Genomic DNA, 16,017 nt, shown 5'->3' with positions numbered 1-16,017 from the left:
AATAGGTTGTTTAACGTAAACCTCAACGCCTTTTTAAACCTAATTCGATCCATTCTTACAATAAAAAATGCTAATACTTTGAACTATAGGGCTACTGATATTCATGATAGATACAGCAAATATTTGGGATAAATGCCTAAACGACTTACGTTATCATGTCAAAGATAACGTGTTTACCATGTGGTTAAGACCATTGTCAGCTCATCAAGAAAACAACACTTTAATCATTCTTGCACCTAATGATTACTTTGTAACTTACATCAAAAAGAACCACTTAGAGGATATTCAGCAGCTGGTTGCTAAGCATAGTCAGGGAAGTATTGAAGAAGTTATTGTACGTGTTGATAACGCTGGTCGCGATATCGATGATATTAGCTCGCTGCAATCGGGATCATTATTCTCAGAAGATAACCTCTCCCCTACCCCTTCAAATCATGATTTTGAAACGATTCATCATAATAATGCTAAAGCAGATATCGATGCCAATATGCGTCATGCGGAAGCCATTGACTCTGCTGATGCGAAATCCTTAAATTATTTAAATCCTGATTTTACCTTTGAAACCTTTGTCACAGGTAAGTCTAACAATCTTGCTTATAAGGCGTGCTACGAGCTTGGTAAACGTCAATCAAAAAATCGTCACAATCCTTTGTTTATATATGGACCTTCTGGTTTGGGGAAAACCCATTTAATGCATTCAGTAGCACATCGCTATTTAAAAAATAATCAAACTTTTTATTATTTCACTTCTGAAAAATTTATTAATCAATTGGTTTATTCATTAAGAAATAATAAAATAGAAGACTTTAAAAAGAAAATAAAAAAAGTAGATTTATTAATAGTAGATGATATTCATGTATTAGCTGGAAAGACTAAAAGTAGTAATGAGTTTTTAACATTGTTTGCAGATTTTACTAGTGGTGATAAACAGCTGATTTTGGCATCTGATCGGCATCCATCACAAATGACTGAATTTGACGAGCGCTTTAGATCTCGTTTTTCTTGGGGCTTAACGGTCGCAGTTGATCCGCCTGAAATTGATACGCGCGTACAAATCTTACAAAGGAAAGCCGCCTCTTATGGAATGAGCCTTCCTAAAGAATGTGCGTTATTCATCGCTCAAAATGTTGTTTCTAATGTGAGACGTTTAGAAGGTGCTTTAAACCAGGTATTTGCCAATGCTAACTTAACCGGCGCCCCTATTACTCTTGAAATGGTGCAATATGCCTTAAAAGATATTGTTGCCATGCGCGTACAAGCCGTCAATATGGATAATATTCGTAAAGTGGTCGCTGAATATTATGATGTGACGATTAAGGATATGCTCGGTCGCAAGCGTACGCGTAGTATTGCTAGACCTCGCCAAATAGCGATGGCACTATCACGAGAGTTGACCAGCGAGAGTTTTCCTGAGATTGGGCAGTCTTTTGGAGGACGCGACCACACAACAGTGATGCATGCTTGTGATAAAGTGAATGAATTACGTGCCGCCGATCCAGCGTTTGACAAGGATTACAAGACCCTAGCTTTGATGCTGCAAGCTGGTTAGAAGGCTCTACTATCACTATATTTTAGTAGATAGATATGGTTTATAATGTTGAAAACGGGCGTATACAGACCCCTAATAGATTATCGTAAGTAGACAGGGTATATTAAGTCAATATTCTTTATTTTTACAAAAAGAATCAATCAAATAAGAGTAACTAAGCATGCAATTATCGATTAATCGAGAGTCGTTACTAAAAGCCATTAACTTGATCGCCAAGGCTGCTGATAAACGCCATAATATGGTTATTTTGGGTAATATCAAGCTACAGCTATTTGAATCAGAGCTTGTTTTGACCGCTTCTGATTTAGAAGTAGAGCTGACATCGACGTTGAAATTGCCTGCTGGAGCTTGTGTTGAAGCAGGTACGACGACATTGCCTGCCACTAAATTAAGAGATATCTGTAAATCTTTGCCTGCTCAAGCACAAGTCAGTCTGATAACTCAAGAAAACCAACGCTGCTTATTGACCAGTGGCAAAAGTCGTTTTACCTTAGGTACATTGCCTAGCGAAGACTATCCAAGTTTGGGTAACCCTGAAAATATCACGCCATTGACGATTAGCCGTAGTCGTCTTATTGATTTGATTCATAAGACCCAATTTGCGATGGCGATTCAAGATGTCCGTTATTATCTAACGGGTATGCTATTTGATGTATCACAGCAGCAGTTAACGACGGTTGCAACCGATGGTCATAGACTGGCATTAGCACGTAGTGTTATTGAAGTCAGTGCTGATTTAAGTATGCAGGCTATCTTGCCACGTAAGGCTGTAATTGAGCTTGAGCGTTTGGCTACCGAGCTGGGCAAAATGCTTGGTGATAAAGACAATGCCGTTACGTTGAGTTTCGGTCGTGAATTTTTGCAAGTGAGCTTACCATTTGGTGATGTGGATAGTGCAGGGCAGGTTAGTCAGGATTTGATGGTGACTTTTACCGCGCGTCTGATTGATGGTAAATTCCCTGATTATCGCCGTGTGATGCCTAGCAATACGGACAAACTTGCTCTATTTAATCAAGAAAAAATGATGGATGTGTTGCGCCGTGTCGCGATTTTGAGTAATGAGAAGTCTCGCGGAGTAGTCTTTAATTTTGCCAGTGATGGTATGGTAGAAGTACGCGCCAATAATGCAGAGCAAGATGAAGCGGTGGAGATGATTCAAGCTAAGTATCAAGGTGAGCCGATGGAGTTGTCCTTTAATGCTGCTTATCTACAAGACGTGCTAGGTGTCATCCAAGGCGACTTGCAAATGCATATGAGCCAGTCAAATGCGTCGGTATTGGTTAATCAGTTAAATGATGAGTTTCATCAGTACGTTATTATGCCAATGCGCATATAATCTATTCTTTAAATGATAGATGATTAGGGTTGAAAATTATAATTGTTATGGATTTTAACCCTAATCATATCGATAATTTTAAGCTTCCAAAGCTTAAAATCTTATATTTTAATTAAACTTTTGCCTGCTAAAATACAAGCAGGATTTATAGGCGGCTGTCGGTATTATGATTGAACGTCTACAAATTTCTCACTTGCGTAATTTAACGCACATCAATTTATCGCCTGCAGCTTGTAATGTTATTATCGGCGCTAATGGCAGTGGTAAAACCTCGTTACTTGAAGCTATATTCTTGTTATCAAGAGGCAAAAGTTTCCGTCATCATCAGCCTAAACGCTATATCCAACATTATCAAGAGTCTGCCACTATACATGCTAATCTCAATGACAGCCGTACCTTAGCTATCCAAAAGAAAGCAGATGCAACGACTATTCTGCGTTTAAATCAAACCACCGTTTACAACCAAAGCATCTTGACTGAGCAGCTACCAACATTGCTTATAGACCCATCAACGATGGACATGCTAGAGCAGGGTAGTGCCAGTCGTCGCCAACTATTGGATTGGTTAGTGTTTCACATGAAACAAGGCTTCCACCCCCAGTGGATTGCTTATCAACGTCTTTTAAAACAGCGCAATAGTTTACTAAAGCAACGGCGTCATTTAACTCAGGTTCAGCTTGCTGAGCTTAAAGCTTGGGATAAAGGGCTTTCCAGTCATGCAGCGCTGATTCATCACTACCGTCAAGCTATATTTGGAGCTTGGCAGCCTTATTTTTCTAAGAGCATTGCACAGTTATTGCCTGCTTATGCTGAGCAGTTAAGCTTGAGCTACAATGCGGGCTATGATACTGGTATAGCGCTCGACATACAGCTTAATGAACGCCTAGAGCAGGATTTGCAGTTGGGTTATACCCGTATTGGTAACCATCGTGCTGATATTCACGTACATTGGCGCTCGATAGGCTCAAGACAGATAGCTGATGAGAATCTAAACTCACCTTTATCAGCGGATTCGACTGTTAAACTGCCTATTTTAAAAGAGCAGGCAGCTAATATCTTATCTCGTGGAGAGAAAAAACTGTTGATTACGGCATTGCGTTTATCACAATTACCCTTGTTGCTTAATGCTAAAACTAATAGCGAGCTATATAACAGTGAGGCTAAATTAAGTGCTACACCAGTGGTATTACTAGATGATATTACCGCAGAGCTGGATGATAAGGCGATAGAGATTTTATTATCAACATTAGCACAGCTACCATGCCAGGTATTTGTGACCAGTTTGACAGACAGCATTTTACCTTTAATACATAAATATTGGGAAAAATCTCAAGTGTTTCACATGAAACAAGGAGCTGTTTTATCAGCTCAGTAGCTTTTACTAGGGTACTGATATCTGCGTTATTAATCCTTATTTTATGTCCTTAAGCACCCTTCCCCTTGCATATTTCACCCTCATCTTATACCGCATTCTGCTACTTAGAAATCGTTCCCTAAACAGTGACTTACAGGCAAAAAAATGCTAAAATAGAGCTTTATTTTTGTCCTATTCTTAGCAAGTTATCTTACCGTTTTATATGGATTTTTATTATTGGTTGTAAGGACTTAAGTTGTTGATAACAATGAATTTGATTCAATATTTTTAAACTTCATAGTTTTAAGAATAATCGCAGTATGGATCAAATAGAGTATGCAGACCTGACATATTTTTCAATCTGGTTTTTTGCCTCTATATTATTTTCTAAAAAGCTTGGGCCAACCTTAATAAAGACAGAATATGACTACAAAACGATATTATAGATAGCATCATTAAGTATCACCACTGTGGTGAGCTGATGATAAACAGCTGATAATGGCTAGATCAAGGAATGCACATGAGTGACTCATTACCTACCGACCACCAGCAATTAACGTCAGACAGCGCAGTTGAGACTATTGCCGCCGCTGTCGCTCCTGAGGTATTACCCTCCGATTACAGCTCGAAAGACATTCGAGTACTGCGCGGACTAGAAGCGGTGCGCGTGCGTCCTGGTATGTATATTGGTGATACCGATGATGGTACCGGCTTGCATCATATGGTCTTTGAGGTGGTGGATAACTCTATCGATGAAGCGCTTGCTGGTCATTGTGATCAAATTGATATCATTATCCACGAAGATGAATCTGTCAGCGTGATGGATAATGGTCGCGGTGTCCCTGTCGACATTCATCCAGAAGAAGGTGTGTCTGCCGCACAGGTTATTATGACGGTACTGCATGCTGGTGGTAAGTTTGATGATAATAGCTATAAAGTCTCTGGTGGTCTGCACGGCGTTGGCGTTTCAGTCGTTAATGCATTATCCAAAAAGCTTGAGATGAATATCTGGCGTGAAGGTTATCATTATCATCAGACTTATACTGATGGTGTGCCTGATGGCGATATTCAGCAAATGGAAGCGACAGATCAAACTGGCACACAAATCCGTTTTTACCCTAGCAATGACGTATTTACTGGTACTATTTTTGAATATGATATTTTAGCCAAGCGTTTACGTGAGTTGTCATTTTTAAACTCTGGCGTACGTATTGTTTTGACTGATGAGCGTATTGATAAGCGTCATGAGTTTGAACATAAAGGTGGATTGTCAGAGTTTGTCAGCTATATTAATGCTGGTAAAGATGGCATCAATGATGTGTTCCATTTTATCAGTAATCAAGATGATGGTATCAGTGTCGAAGTGGCGTTGCAGTGGACAGATACTTATAACGAAAAGGTGTTTTGTTTTACCAATAACATTCCACAGCGCGATGGCGGCACGCATTTATCTGGCTTCCGCTCAGCACTCACGCGTTGTTTGAATACCTATATGGATCGTGAAAATCTCTTCAAAAAAGAGAAGGTCGCTGCGACTGGTGATGATGCCCGTGAAGGTCTAACTGCTATTGTATCTGTTAAAGTTCCAGATCCTAAGTTTTCGAGTCAAACCAAAGATAAACTGGTATCAAGTGAAGTAAAATCTGCCGTCGAATCAGCAATGCACGATAAGTTTAATGATTATCTGCAAGAGAATCCAAGCGCTGGTAAATTAATTGCCGGTAAAATCATTGATGCTGCTCGTGCTCGTGATGCCGCTCGTAAAGCGCGTGAGATGACGCGTCGTAAGACCACATTAGATATCGCAGGTCTGCCGGGTAAATTGGCAGATTGCCAAGAAAAAGATCCTGCATTATCAGAGTTATATATCGTGGAAGGGGACTCTGCTGGCGGTTCAGCCAAGCAAGGTCGTAGCCGTAAAACGCAAGCAATTTTGCCCTTAAAAGGTAAAATCCTAAACGTTGAGCGCGCGCGTTTTGACAAGATGTTATCGTCACAAGAAGTCGGTAATCTAATTACTGCGCTTGGTTGTGGTATTGGTCCTGATGAATATAATCCTGATAAAGTTCGCTATCATAAAATCATTATCATGACCGATGCGGACGTTGATGGGTCGCATATTCGCACTTTGCTATTGACCTTTTTCTTTCGTCAAACGCCTGAATTGATTGAACGTGGTTATATTTATATCGCACAGCCACCGCTTTATAAAGTCAAAAAAGGTCGTCAAGAGCTGTATCTAAAAGATGATGAAGCGCTTAAAGCGTATTTATTATCTTCAACGATTGATAATACTAGGCTGCATATCAGTGCTGATGCTCCTGCGATTACTGGTCAAGCGTTAGAGACTTTATTAAACGACTATAATCAAACGCAGCTTATTAAAGCGCGCTTGCAGATTCGTTATCCAGCCGTTTTGTTGGATGCGTTGACTCATACGCCAAAGCTTAGTACTGATATGACGTATGATAAAGATGCAATGCAAGCATGGAAAGACACGCTACAGACCCAGCTTGAGCACTTTGGTAGTGACTTAAATCCTAAGATTGAGCTGGTGAATATTCATGCACCGCAGCCTAAAAATATGGATGCCGCTGCCGCTGATTTACTGGGTATGAAACCTGTCGTTGCCGTTGAAGAAAGTGATAGCTCTGACACTGAAGCGGTAGTCGCAAAAGCACAATGGCTGCCACGTATTACGGTCTATGTGCATCAGTTGGCCCATCATTACTTGCTCGATGCCAGCTTTATCAATTCGGGTGAGTATACTAAGCTGCTGCGTTTATCAGCTGAATGGAATACCTTGCTTGATGAAGATGCTTTTATTCGCCGTGACGCAACAGCGGGTACAACCAAAGACATCCCAATACGTGACTTCGATTATTTGTGGCAGCAAATGATGCTGGACGCGCGTCGTGGTCTAGCGATCCAGCGCTATAAAGGATTGGGCGAGATGAATGCCGATCAGCTGTGGGATACTACCATGGATCCTGAAAACCGCCGTATGCTGCGCGTCAATATTGAAGATGCTATCGCAGCGGATCATATGTTCACCTGCTTGATGGGTGATCATGTAGAGCCGCGTCGTATCTTTATCGAAGAAAATGCGTTAACGGTTTCTAATTTAGATATCTAAATGGCATAATATTGTGAATCAATGAAAAACCACCGCTTTGGCAACCAATGCGGTGGTTTTTTAATATCAAGCTTGTTTCACGTGAAACTTAATTGAATAAATGCTTTAAATAATGGATATAGAAATGATCGAAGTTATTTTACTTGCTATAGCATTGGCAATGGATGCGTTTGCGGTATCAATTGGTTTAGGCGCTAAGTCCCAAAAACAATCGTCCGCTTATGTTTTACGTTTAGCGGTTTATGCAGCACTGTATTTTGGTATCGCACAAGGCGCTATGCCGCTAATTGGTTATCTATTGGGTGCAGTATTGCTAGGCTGGTTAGCGACTGCTGCACCGTGGATTGGCGGTGGTATCTTGATTTTACTTGGCGCTAAGATGTTATATGAAGCTTTTAATGGTGAGATTGAAGCGGTATTAGAAGACAGTTTTGATAGAAATATGCAAGAAAAAATCAATCATCGCATGATGTTTACACTGGCTATTGCCACCAGTATTGATGCCATGGCAGCAGGATTTACTTTAAATTTACTGGCACTTAATGCGTGGTTAGCGTGCTCCATCATCGCTATTGTTACCGCTGGATTTGGCTTTTTTGGGATCTATTTAGGTAAGTCTTCTGGAACGTGGCTTGAGGATAAAGCTGAGATACTTGGTGGATTGGTATTGATAGCCATTGGTATAAAGGTTATGTTTATCCGTTAATAAGCACCATTATTTGGATTAATTCTCTACAATAAAAAGCACCCCTTTGATGATCAAAGAGGTGCTTTTTTGTTTCACATGAAACTGTGATTATTATAATCTTAACTAGTATTTACTCTTCATCAGTGTTAAAACGCCATGCAAGTATACGAGTACTTTTTTGACCTTGACTCATCTCGATGATACGCATTTGGGCAACACCAAGTTGTTTTAGCAGTAATTGCAGAGGTTTTACGTTTTCTGACTTAGATACCAGTGTCGTAAACCAGCCAACATGCTCAGCGAAATCTTGACTCTCTTTTGCCATTTTGGTTAAAAAGGCAATCTCACCGCCCTCAGACCATAGCTCTTTATGCTGACCACCAAAGTTTAGGTTTTGCGCGGCATTGCCAGGCTTTGTTGAGCTGCGGCTGATTTGTTCATTCTCATTCTTACCACGATGTCGTTGTAAATTATGCTGCTTACGACTATTGGCTTCCATCGCTTCTTCTAATGAGGCATGGAACGGGGGATTACATACCACCACATCAAAGTAATCTTGGCGACCGATGATATTTTTAAAAATAAATTTAGGTTCGGTCTGTAGTTTGACTTTAACGGCGCTTTTTAGCTTTGGGTTGGTCTCACAAATCAGCGCGGCGGTATTGACCGAAATAGGGTCGATATCAGAGGCAGTAAAGCGCCAGCCATAACTTTGACTACCAACAATCGGATAAATAGCACTAGAACCAGTACCGATATCGAGGGCGTGGATTTCTTTACCAGTCGGCGGGGTATTCTCTTTATTAACATGCGTCGTCTGCGCGAGTAAATCGGCAATGTAGTGAATATAATCGGCACGTCCTGGAATCGGTGGACATAGATAGCCTTCCGGGATATCCCAAAATTTCACGCCATAATAATGAGCTAGTAACGCCTGATTCAGTACGCGCACGGCGGCACTGTCGGAGAAGTTAATCGTCGACTCACCTTTAGGATTGGTAATGGTGTGCTTAGCAAGCTCAGGCAAAGCGCGAGTCAATACTTCAAAGTCATAACGACCTTGGTGCGGATTGCGCGGATGTAGCTGCCCTAATTTTTTAGCAGTCTCAGGCGATCTGTTTCGGTGATTGTTGGCGGTCGGGCGACGGTTCATAGGCTTACTGGTCATAGTATCGGGCTTTGATGTTTGAATATAATGCACCATTTTAGCAGATTTCACGAGTCACTAGCGTCTTATCGACTACGTAAAATCAGATTTAATCCCAATACTATCATCGCTGTACCCAATACACGGTCGATCCAATGTTCAAAACGCTGAAAGCGACGATGAATGGCAGGAATAGACAGTAACATCACCACGGTACTAAACCATGCCATCTGCAAGACCATCATCCATACGCCATAAATAGCCAATTGCCACAGCGGTATATCGGGTGATAAAACGAGGGTAAATATCGCGACGAAATAGACGGGCGCTTTGGGATTAAACACATTGCAAAAAAATCCACGGCGTAGAATGGAAGCGGTTGAGTCTGTATCAGTAGGCGGTTTTTTATTAGAAATGGCTTTATTAGAAAGCGATGTGTGAGTGCTAAGGGTCGTTTGCTTGGCAAGCGTATTTTGTGAAACTCTAACAACTGAATCGGTTGCACTTGCTGAATTTTCTGAGTCTAATGGCTTTTTAGCTTTGGCTTGAATACCTTGCCAACCTAAATAAATAAGATAACTGCCACCTAACCATTTAATAGCAGTAAGTAATGGCTGCGAATGGGCAATCACCGTTGCCAGTCCTAGCACCGAATAAGTGATGTGTATCGCAAGACCTAAAGTAATGCCAAGGCTACAAATCAAACCCGTGCGTCTACCTTTTGCTAAAGTCTGCTGCGAGACCAATACAAAATCAGGACCCGGAGAGGCGGCAGCGAGTAGATGGACGCTGGTGATAAGCAAAAAACCGTGCCAAAATTCCATAACGTGCTCTGATTCATTTCTTGAGTTGGATAATAGTTGCATATTAGCGTAAATGAGGTCAACTAATATCGATACCAGCTATTGATGCTCATGCTAAAACGATGCTTGCGTTGCACGTAGCGTATGTCTATATTGAAAGTAAGTTACATGATTTTTAGCAGTATTAATTCGCCATGTGACAAACCATAAAACGATCGCTCTAATAGGGATAAAAATATGACTACGGAAAGTACTACTAGTACAGACACTCGCATCACTTATGACATCCAAGATTATATCTGCTTGATTGGATTAAATCGCGCCGATAAACGCAATGCCTTTGATAGCCATATGATTAAGCAATTGTCTGAGGCACTCACTAATTATGAAAACGATGCCAATCTTCGCTGTGCGCTGATATTCGCTCACGGTGAGCACTTCACTGCAGGGCTTGATTTAATGGAGCTACAGGATAAATGGGATAAAGGCGCGTTTGAGTTTGCTGCCGACGAAATCGATCCGTGGGGAATCGGTGGCAAGTTACGGTCTAAACCTATTGTGGTTGCGGTACAAGGCACGTGCTTTACCGCTGGGATTGAGCTGATGCTCAGTAGTGATGTGGTTATCGCCAGTGATAACTGCAACTTTGCGCAAATGGAAGTTCAGCGCGGTATTATGCCGTTTGGTGGCGCGACTGTACGCTTTGTAGCAGCAGCTGGCTGGCAAAAAGCCATGCCGTATCTATTAACAGGTAAAAACTTTGACGCGCAAACGGCTGATAGACTGAATTTGGTCAGCGAAGTGGTGGCAAATGGAGAAGAATACGAGCGCGCGCTAACTATCGCTAAAGAGATTTGCAACGCTGCACCGCTTGGCGTGCAAGGATTACTGTCTTCAGCGCAAGATGCCAGCCGTAATGGGGCTGCGACTGCATTAGCCAATATCCATAGTTATCTGCCATCGCTCTTTCATTCAGAAGATGCCAAAGAGGGCGTGATGGCGATGGTTGAGAGACGTGAGGCTGAGTTTAAGGGGAGATAGCTTTGTAAATAATTTGGTTTTCAAAGCTTTTTCTATATTAAGATTTAGTTAGTTTCTTTACTATACTCAGAAATAGTTATCTACTAATATCATATATTACACTGCTACTCTGATAGGTTGTAGTATAATATATTACTTGACCATATCAACTCTAATTCTAAATAAATAGACAATAATGAAAAATAAAAACTATAGAATGTCGTTAAAAATTTAAAGCTATGGACTCTGATTTAACTCCAAGATAGAATTTCTCTACATACCTCATTTAATTGAGTTCGGTATTTTGAGCATTCGCCTTCAGTTATCATTACCTTACCTTTATTACTTTCAAGTTCGAATATTATTCTATATTCTTGTTTAACAGAGTCGTATTGTTCATCCTGATGTAATAATGCATTTCTAATTTGTCTCAATCTATCGAGTTGGTTTTTTTCAATATTAGATTTATTAAATCTATCGTTTGGAATTTTGTTGATTATAGCTTTAAGGTTATCATCTAAATTAACATTAGATGCAAAAACTGTCCTCAAATGGGCATCTATCTTTGATATTTTTTCAGCAAAGAGGCCTCTTAAATTATTCATTTCTTCACGCTTTGTTATTATATGATCTAGTAAAACTAGAACATCATCATGCCACCTTTCGTTATTTGGTGTTCTAGGTATAAAGGTAAATCTAGAAAAAAGACCAGGATACTGATGCTCAACAAGATAACTAGCCATCTTTTTGACAATTTCAGATGTGTTAGAACGCGTATATAGCGCAAAATCACATATAAAACTCTTTTTCAGTTCTAAATATATCTCTATACCTTCATTGTCATGGTCGTCAGAGTCGTCACCTAGATTGTTATCACTTAAATACAAATCAATTCGCTTTGTCGAAATATTGTCCGCGCTTATAGCCCTTTCAAACTCACTTTTAGATTCATATTCATGGTGATTGGGATTAAAACCCTTATTTTTTAAACTTAAGTCAATTTTATTTATAAGATTTCTTACATCTATACTGTCGTCATCATCTTCGAAATCATCATCAATAATCACATAGTTAAAATCTAATCTCATTTTTTATTCCTACTAACGGTAAATTGAACAAAGTTGTTTAAATTTTTAGCTTCTATCTCCATATCTCTTTTCTTTAGGAACTTCATAATTTGATTTAACCCTATTCCTGTCCCATTCTTTTTAGTAGAAAAACCAAGATCAAAAATATCATTTATTGAGTTTTCAGGTATTGGAGTTGAGTCACTAGCAACAGTGAATTTATTTTGATAGAAGGTGATATCAAGAACTGTTGCATTTCTTTCCAAGGCATTTTCATAAAAATTCTCGAGCATCATTATAACTTCAACTGCATTTGTTTTTGATACTTCCCACTCACTATAGGGATGTTTCAACTCACAGATTATAGTAACCTGAAGTCGAGCAGACTCTTTCTCTTCGAAATACCAAGTAAAGAACTCCACCCAATTAATTAGAGTTCCTTTTCTAGTTTCAATCTCTGTCTTAGTTAACAGCTCTTGAAATGCTGTAAGTTCATATTGAGTACGAGATATTTTTCTTAAAGCGTTATTAAAGTTAAAACTTTCTTGCTCAGGTATATAAGATTTTATTTTTTCAAGGTCTTCAACAGAGCTTCTAAGGCGAGATGAGAATTTTTTAAAATGATGAGATATTTGTTGGCTATAAGACTCTTCAGTTCTTTTAGCATTCAAGTTTTTATTTTGGCGTACCAAGGCCTCATTTTTCTTTAATTCTAGATTAGCTCTTCTTTTTTCTTCTGCTCTCTCTTTCTCGAGACTTTTGAATTGTTTGCTAAGTATTTTAGTATCGCTTTCCAGTTTTTTGTTATTTTTAGCGTAGCTAGGATTAGCTAAGCTTTCTTCGATACGTTCAATTATTTTTTCAGGCTTGTTTTTTTCAAAATCTAAATCTGAATTAAATTCAATAACCCTAAAATTGTTTCTAGAAATATATTTTTTAAAATTCTCCTTGATGTTTTGATCTATATTTTTATTTGTGAGATAAATTTCTTCCCCTGTGTCTCTTACTTCTCCCCAGTTTATTATTTGAACATAACGTTCAAGTGGACGTTGTATAAAATCCATATAAAACTCTTTAAGAGCTTTAAAATAACCATTTTCGATAAATCCATTATTTCTTGAAGATGTTTCTTTTAAAAGGTTTTTGCTATCCTTTATACTTATAAATCCTATAAGCTCACGCGTAGCCAAATAGCGGCTATAACCTTGTGTTTTTCGCAGATTCAAACCAAAGATATCATAGTGCTCTTCACCATAAGGGCTAACATGGAAACCATTGCGATATATAAAAATATTGCCATAGTTGATTGGCTGAATACCCATACGCCTCGTAAATGTAGATTTAGCACTAGTAGTTAGGTAGTTTACCGAGATTTCTATTTCATCAACATGCGTTAAAATTGAATCATCTGATTTTTCAACTATATATACTAGATTTCCTCTATCATGTAATGCAATAGTAGTTTTATATTCCCCTTCATTCGAGCGGTTTATAGACGCAGTTATATTAATACTTTTTTCTTTGAGTACGTTTGCAATGTTACTATAAATAAGATTAGATTTATTAAGGTTGTACTTTTGGTTCAATATAAATATATTTACACCACAATAGATATCTAAATCATCATCTTCAATAAATGGATTCTTCAACCGTCTTAATTTTTCGGTAACACCGTCTAACTGTTCCTCTGTCCAAGTATTTCTAAGATTTGAAATTTCAATAATTGTATAGCTATCTATATTAGAACGAGATAACTGACTACTTTCTTTATACTCAACGCTAACATCTTCAAATAGTGTTTTAAGATCTCTGTCAAAATCATCCCAATTTACAGTTAATTGATGCTCAATATTTTCATAGTTAACCTTCGTACGTATAGTGATGACTGAACCTAAACTATCGCTAGAAAACCTACCTATTCCTTTTGAACCAACTAGAACACGGTTTTTGATCTCTCTGAAGCTATTTTTATCAGCATCTTCTTCTTCAAGAGAACCTTCTTGTTTATCTGAGTAGGCGAGTCTAAGCCATTTATTGTCTAAATCATCCTTAGACATTCCGACACCATTGTCGACAATGTAAATCTTTCCATCATCTAATGAGCCAATACCTTCTGCAGAATCATTAGAAGTGTTAAAAGAGACAATTACTTCCGTAGCTCTAGCATCGTAGCTGTTTTTAACGAGCTCAAATATGGCAACATAACGATCCGTTATTAAGTCTTTACCGACAATACTCTTAATACCAGAACTTGTTTTAAACTTCATCCAACAACTCCTTTGAAGCTACTTCGCTATTTTTAGTATCAATTGATCTAGACTTCACTAAACATGCCATTATTTCATTACCAATTGCCTTGGCTAAGAGTGGTGGAACAGCATTACCTACAAGCGTATATTGAGGAGTCTCACTTTTGCGTCTACTTCCACCAGTTGTACGCTTTCCTAAAAATTCAAAGCTATCATCAAATGACTGAAGTCGGGCCATTTCTCGAACCGTCATGATTCTATTTTTCTTATAATGAACCAAGTCGTCTGGTAAGGTTAATACAGTTGGTGAAGGTTGTTCAGCTATAATTTTTTTACAGTTATTCTTTTTGGTAGCTAGTTTTTTTGCCTTTTCAGACGAGAGACGGCCGAGCATATTGCGAATATTTTCGCCTGACTTTAGAGTCTTAAATCGCTCGGTCACAATCGCGGTATGTCGGCTAGCTTCATGATTGTGAAGAGATGTCGCTTCAATTGTTTTTCCATCTATATTTGGTGTTCTACCTTGTCTAGAATCTAATTGATAGCTTGAGGTAGCCGACTTATTGTATTGTAAAACCTTTTTGCCTATATCAATACTCTCTAAATCTTCAATAGCGGATTGAGCGGAATTCAAATAGTCTAATGTTGGCTCTGGATGTTTTAATTTAGGATAGATATCATCTCTTGTCCCTAAAAATATCACCCTCATACGTTTCTGAGGTACGCCGTACTGACTGGCGTCCATAACTTTACGTACCACATGTGAGTAGCCAATATGCTTAAATTCTTTCTCTAGAATTGTAGTTAGCTTCTCGTTCTGATAGGTATCTGCTAGCCCATCAAAAATACTAAGTTCAGATGATAAAATACCTAATACATTCTCCATTACGAAATACTTAGGTTTAACGGTTTCAAGTACTTCAATATAGCTATGAATTAGTTTATTTCGAGTGTCGTTTTCGTCTCGTCTTCCAGCTAAGCTAAATCCTTGGCATGGTGGCCCACCTGTCACTACATCAATGTTGTTTATATCGTTACCAAGAAAATTATTTAAATTTTCTGATATTTTCAATTCATTGATATCACCTTGAAAAAATTTAATATCGTGGCCTAACTGTTTATGACGGTTTGTATATGTTTCTTTGGCTTGCTCACTGATATCGCTTGCATAAGGTATGACAAAACCAGCCTGAAGAAAGCCTTCAGCCATTCCGCCCGCACCTGAGAACAAATCTAGCACTTTAAATGACATTTAGACGCCTGTTTTATGAACAATATTAAAGTAATATAGAGATTATATGAATTAAGGCGCTATTAGTACACGATTTAATTCAATATTTCGCTATATTGTCAAGCATGTCACAAAATTAGTTTTTAGTCCAGGAGGTTGGTATAAATGTAGTTAGCAGTTTCGATTACGACAGCTATAAGCAAGAATATGATGTAACAGCTAGCCCTGACAGTAGCGGCTATCCTGCTTGAATAGGCGTGTTGCGAAGGCTAGGTTTTGGGACAGTATCGTGACCAAACAGGAATGACCCAAACCGTGGCCGCGCCACGCCTAGATAAGCAGATAATAGCGGATGGCAGGATTGGCTCCCCTTATTACTGCAACGGTTTCACCTTCTAATCCGCAAATTCTAAACTATTCCCAAACCATCTAAAGCC

General features: G+C 38.9%; 11 protein-coding genes. 6 read left to right on the top strand and 5 right to left on the bottom strand.

Annotated features, from left to right (window positions below; translation table 11 throughout):
* Positions 1 to 103 precede the first annotated feature (103 nt).
* The 5 genes from dnaA (at position 104) to FQ083_RS05275 (ending at position 8,081) form a co-directional block, all read left to right on the top strand.
* Positions 104 to 1,549 carry a chromosomal replication initiator protein DnaA gene (gene dnaA / locus FQ083_RS05295; protein WP_149409107.1) on the top strand — a complete coding sequence of 482 codons (1,446 nt, stop codon included), beginning with the start codon at positions 104 to 106 and terminating at the stop codon, positions 1,547 to 1,549.
* A 160-nt stretch (positions 1,550 to 1,709) separates the two neighbouring features.
* Positions 1,710 to 2,885, top strand: a complete 1,176-nt coding sequence (dnaN, locus tag FQ083_RS05290) for a DNA polymerase III subunit beta (RefSeq protein WP_011512380.1) — start codon at positions 1,710 to 1,712, stop codon at positions 2,883 to 2,885.
* A 166-nt stretch (positions 2,886 to 3,051) separates the two neighbouring features.
* Positions 3,052 to 4,260, top strand: coding sequence for a DNA replication/repair protein RecF (gene recF / locus FQ083_RS05285; RefSeq protein WP_149409106.1), 1,209 nt, complete (start codon positions 3,052 to 3,054; stop codon positions 4,258 to 4,260).
* A gap of 499 nt (positions 4,261 to 4,759) precedes the next feature.
* Entirely contained in the window at positions 4,760 to 7,375 is a 2,616-nt protein-coding gene (gene gyrB / locus FQ083_RS05280; RefSeq protein ID WP_149409105.1) for a DNA topoisomerase (ATP-hydrolyzing) subunit B, read from the top strand.
* Between the two features lie 124 nt (positions 7,376 to 7,499).
* Positions 7,500 to 8,081 carry a manganese efflux pump MntP family protein gene (locus FQ083_RS05275; protein ID WP_223145220.1) on the top strand — a complete coding sequence of 194 codons (582 nt, stop codon included), beginning with the start codon at positions 7,500 to 7,502 and terminating at the stop codon, positions 8,079 to 8,081.
* A 112-nt stretch (positions 8,082 to 8,193) separates the two neighbouring features.
* Here the strand turns inward: FQ083_RS05275 and rlmF are convergent, their stop codons facing one another.
* Positions 8,194 to 9,231, bottom strand: coding sequence for a 23S rRNA (adenine(1618)-N(6))-methyltransferase RlmF (rlmF, locus tag FQ083_RS05270; protein WP_149409103.1), 1,038 nt, complete (start codon positions 9,229 to 9,231; stop codon positions 8,194 to 8,196).
* 65 nt (positions 9,232 to 9,296) lie between these two features.
* Positions 9,297 to 10,034, bottom strand: a complete 738-nt coding sequence (locus FQ083_RS05265) for a LysE family translocator (protein WP_149409102.1) — start codon at positions 10,032 to 10,034, stop codon at positions 9,297 to 9,299.
* Positions 10,035 to 10,250: 216 nt separating this feature from the next.
* Between FQ083_RS05265 and FQ083_RS05260 the strand changes: the two genes are divergently transcribed.
* Positions 10,251 to 11,054, top strand: a complete 804-nt coding sequence (locus tag FQ083_RS05260; protein ID WP_149409101.1) for a crotonase/enoyl-CoA hydratase family protein — start codon at positions 10,251 to 10,253, stop codon at positions 11,052 to 11,054.
* A gap of 230 nt (positions 11,055 to 11,284) precedes the next feature.
* On the opposite strand, the gene FQ083_RS05255 is transcribed toward FQ083_RS05260, so the two are convergent.
* Genes FQ083_RS05255 through FQ083_RS05245 form a run of 3 tightly spaced genes read right to left on the bottom strand, consistent with a single transcriptional unit; the run spans position 11,285 to position 15,601 of the window.
* Positions 11,285 to 12,121: a hypothetical protein gene (locus FQ083_RS05255; RefSeq protein WP_149409100.1), complete on the bottom strand. Its 837-nt coding sequence runs from the start codon at positions 12,119 to 12,121 to the stop codon at positions 11,285 to 11,287.
* Positions 12,118 to 14,367: an ATP-binding protein gene (locus tag FQ083_RS05250; protein ID WP_149409099.1), complete on the bottom strand. Its 2,250-nt coding sequence runs from the start codon at positions 14,365 to 14,367 to the stop codon at positions 12,118 to 12,120. Before FQ083_RS05250 ends, FQ083_RS05255 begins: the two co-directional genes overlap by 4 nt.
* Positions 14,357 to 15,601, bottom strand: a complete 1,245-nt coding sequence (locus FQ083_RS05245; RefSeq protein ID WP_149409098.1) for a DNA cytosine methyltransferase — start codon at positions 15,599 to 15,601, stop codon at positions 14,357 to 14,359. Before FQ083_RS05245 ends, FQ083_RS05250 begins: the two co-directional genes overlap by 11 nt.
* Positions 15,602 to 16,017: the final 416 nt, after the last annotated feature.

Source organism: Psychrobacter sp. ANT_H59, from assembly GCF_008369225.1.
GTDB classification, from domain to species: domain Bacteria; phylum Pseudomonadota; class Gammaproteobacteria; order Pseudomonadales; family Moraxellaceae; genus Psychrobacter; species Psychrobacter cryohalolentis.
Note: the sequence above shows the minus strand (reverse complement) of the source record. Positions and strands in the feature narration are given on the sequence as shown.